Origin of the sequence: Mesorhizobium sp. M5C.F.Ca.IN.020.32.2.1 (genome assembly GCF_004023105.1) — a bacterium.
GTDB lineage: Bacteria > Pseudomonadota > Alphaproteobacteria > Rhizobiales > Rhizobiaceae > Mesorhizobium > Mesorhizobium wenxiniae.
In genome coordinates, this window is record NZ_RZSX01000718.1 from 1 (window position 1) to 3,338 (window position 3,338).

General features: G+C 63.7%; 4 protein-coding genes. 2 read left to right on the forward strand and 2 right to left on the reverse strand.

Going from position 1 to position 3,338, the window contains the following annotated elements:
• Positions 1 to 240, forward strand: a 240-nt coding sequence (locus EOA86_RS39620; RefSeq protein WP_206630146.1) for a hypothetical protein, incomplete at its 5' end; no start/stop codon positions are given.
• Positions 241 to 364: 124 nt separating this feature from the next.
• Positions 365 to 2,920, forward strand: coding sequence for a protein translocase subunit SecDF (gene secDF / locus EOA86_RS27620; RefSeq protein WP_128344572.1), 2,556 nt, complete (start codon positions 365 to 367; stop codon positions 2,918 to 2,920).
• Here the strand turns inward: secDF and EOA86_RS27625 are convergent.
• Both EOA86_RS27625 and EOA86_RS40690 read right to left on the reverse strand, forming a co-directional pair.
• A complete protein-coding gene (locus EOA86_RS27625) occupies positions 2,915 to 3,217 on the reverse strand; it encodes an aminotransferase class V-fold PLP-dependent enzyme (protein ID WP_245497398.1) in 303 nt (100 codons plus the stop codon). The two genes, secDF and EOA86_RS27625, sit on opposite strands and share 6 nt — an antisense overlap.
• On the reverse strand, positions 3,127 to 3,338 hold a 212-nt coding region (locus EOA86_RS40690; RefSeq protein WP_245497397.1), incomplete at its 5' end, for a hypothetical protein. The genes EOA86_RS27625 and EOA86_RS40690, both read right to left, overlap by 91 nt.

Here is a 3,338-nt window from a genome sequence, read left to right on the forward strand (position 1 = left end):
CGTCAAGGGCGAGCCGGTGGCGAACCAGAACGCCAAGAAATAACTGAATTGTCGGCGGAGCGATCCGCCAGGAACGCCCTGACCGAAGATGCCATTTGCTGTATTTTCGCGCTCAGGACGACTCTGATCTGGCTGGCCACTCGTCAGGGCGCCAACGACATCGTGATGCCATTGCGCGCTGGCCCCTTGCCGGCAACATTGACAACAGTCGAAGAAAGCCCGATGGCAGCACCAATGTGACTGACCCGTGCTCAATAATTGCCCATGTGCGGACCAACGGCGAGCCGCAGGCGAACCAGAACGCCAAGAAATAACCCGATTCCAGGCGGAACGATCCGCCAGAATGCCCGACGGACGACGCCATATGCTTTATTTCTCGCGCTTCAAGATGATCCTGATCTGGCTGGCCGTGGCCGCCACAGTGATCCTCGCCGCGCCCAATCTTTTCTCTGCCAGCACGCTGGCCCAGCTTCCTAACTGGGTGCCGAAGCGCCAGATGACGCTTGGCCTCGATCTGCAGGGCGGCTCGCATATCCTGCTCAGGATGGATCCGAACGATCTGACCAAGGATCGGCTGGAGACGACGCGCGACCAAATCAGGACACTGCTGCGCGACGCCAAGATCGGCTACACCGGTCTTGCCGGATCAGGCCGGACCGTGCAGGTCCGCATCACCGATCCCGGCCAGGTCGATGCCGCCAAGACGGCGCTGAAGACATTGACCGATCCGGTGGCCGCCGGCCTGTTCAGCGGCGGCTCCGTCCAGGAGATGTCGCTGGATGATTCCGAGCCTGGCGTGCTCAAATTCACCGTCACCGATGCCGGCATCAAATACCGGACGTCGACGGCGCTGGCGCAGTCGCTCGAGGTCGTCGAGCGCCGCGTGAACGAACTCGGCACTACCGAGCCGATCGTGCAACGCCAAGGCGACGACCGCATTCTGGTCCAGGTGCCGGGCCTGCAGGATCCGCAAAGGCTGAAGGATATCCTCGGACAGACGGCGAAGCTGACCTTCCAGATGGTGGACCAGTCGATTCCGGTCGAGGAGGCGATCTCCGCCCGCCCGCCGGCGGGCTCGACGGTGTTGTATTCGACGGACGAGCCGCGGGTTCCGCATCTGATCGAGAACCGGATCATCGTCTCCGGCGAAAACCTCGTCGACGCGCAGGCAACCTTCGACCAGCGCACCAACGAGCCGGTGGTCTCGTTTCGCTTCGACAGTCGCGGCGCCACCCGCTTCGGTCAGGCTACTCAGGCCAATGTCGGGCGCCTGTTCGCCATCATCCTCGACAACGAGGTGATCTCCGCGCCTCAGATCCGCGAACCAATCCTGGGCGGCACTGGGCAGATATCCGGCAGTTTCACGGTGGAGAGCGCGAACGACCTTGCGGTCCTGCTGCGCGCCGGCGCACTGCCTGCCGACCTCACCATCGTCGAGGAACGCACCGTCGGTCCGAGCCTTGGCAGCGATTCGATCGAGGCGGGCCAGTTCGCGTCGATCATCGCCTTGTTCCTCGTCGTCGGCTTCATGCTGTTCGCCTATGGGCGACTGGGACTGATCGCGAATATCGCGCTCCTGGCCAACGTCGCACTGATCATCGCCGTCCTGTCCGTGCTCGGGGCAACGCTGACGCTGCCTGGCATCGCCGGCATCGTGCTGACCATGGGCATGGCGGTCGATTCCAACGTCATCATCTTCGAGCGCGTCCGCGAAGAGAACCGCCAAGGGCGCTCGATCGTGCAGTCGATGGATTCCGGGTTCAGACAGGCGCTGGCGACCGTCGTCGACGCCAATGTGACGACACTGATTGCGGCCGTCATCCTGTTCTTCCTTGGCTCGGGGCCGATCAAGGGGTTCGCCGTCACCCTCGCCATCGGCATCGTCACCACCGTGTTCACGGCCTTCACGCTGACGCGCTGGCTGGTCGCGTTCTGGCTGCGCCGGCAGCGGCCGAAAACGATGCCCAACGGTGTCATGCGGCTGGTGCCCGACGACACGCGCGTGCCGTTCATGGCATTCCGAAAATACGCCTTCACGCTGTCCCTGCTGTTGTCGATCGCTTCGGCCGTGCTGTTCTTCACGGTCGGCATGAACTACGGCATCGACTTCCGCGGCGGTTCGAGCATCGAGGTGCAGGCGAAGGGCCAGCGGGCCGACATCGGCGACATCCGTGAGCGGCTGACGGGCCTCGAACTGGGTGAGGTGCAGGTGCAGGAGTTCGGGTCGAACCGGGATGTGCTGATCCGCATCGGCACCCAGGGAGGCGGTGACACTGCCGAACAGTCCGCGGTTGCGAAAGTGAGAAGCGCGCTCGAAACCGACTACGAGTTCCGCCGCATCGAGGTTGTCGGTCCGACGGTGTCCTCCGAACTCGCGTTCAACGGCACAATGGGCGTGCTCGCCTCGCTGCTGGCGATGCTCGTCTACATCTGGATCAGGTTCGAGTGGCAGTTCGGGCTCGGCGCCATCATTTCGACGTTCCACGACGTGATCCTGATGATCGGCTTCTATGTCGTCGCCGGCATAGAGTTCAATTTGACCTCGATAGCCGCGATCCTGACCATTGTCGGCTACTCCATCAACGATACGGTTGTTGTCTATGACCGGGTCCGCGAGAACCTGCGCCGCTATAAAAGGATGCCGATTGCCGAGCTGCTCGACCTGTCGATGAACCAGACGCTGGCGCGAACGGTCCTGACCGGCGTGACCACGCTGTTTGCGCTGGCGGCGCTTTCGATCTGGGGCGGCGAGGTCATCCAGTCCTTCACGATCGCGATGATCTTCGGCATCCTCGCCGGGACCTATTCCTCCATCTTCGTCGCCGGGCCGCTGCTGATTCTGTTCAAGCTCCGGCCGGGCGCCCTCAGTCCAGAGGAAGCCGCGGCGGCGAAAGAGCCGCCGGCGCAGCAAGCCTTATAACGTGACGGCTCGAAGCAGATCCACGATGGCGTCGATTTCGGCGCCGGTCGTTGCTCGACCAAGACTGAAGCGAACGGCACCCATGCCGATCTTCTCGGGCACGCCCATGGCCGTGAGCACTGGGGAGAGCTCGACCCGGCCGGCGTGACAGGCCGAACCGGTCGACGCCGCGACGCCCTCTAGACGCGAAAGCACCTCGGCACCGATCATGCCGACGAACGAAACGCTGAGCGTGTTGGGAAGGCGGTGCTGAGGGTGCCCGTTGAGTGCGACACGGTCGCCGAAACTCTCCTGCAGCGCGTCCGATCGCGCAGCACGTGGACGCGCGCCATCGGCACCAGGTCGCCGGTGAGCGCACAGCCAGCGCCGAGGCCGACCGCGAGCAGAGCGCTCTCAGTGTCAGCACGCCGGCCGTGTT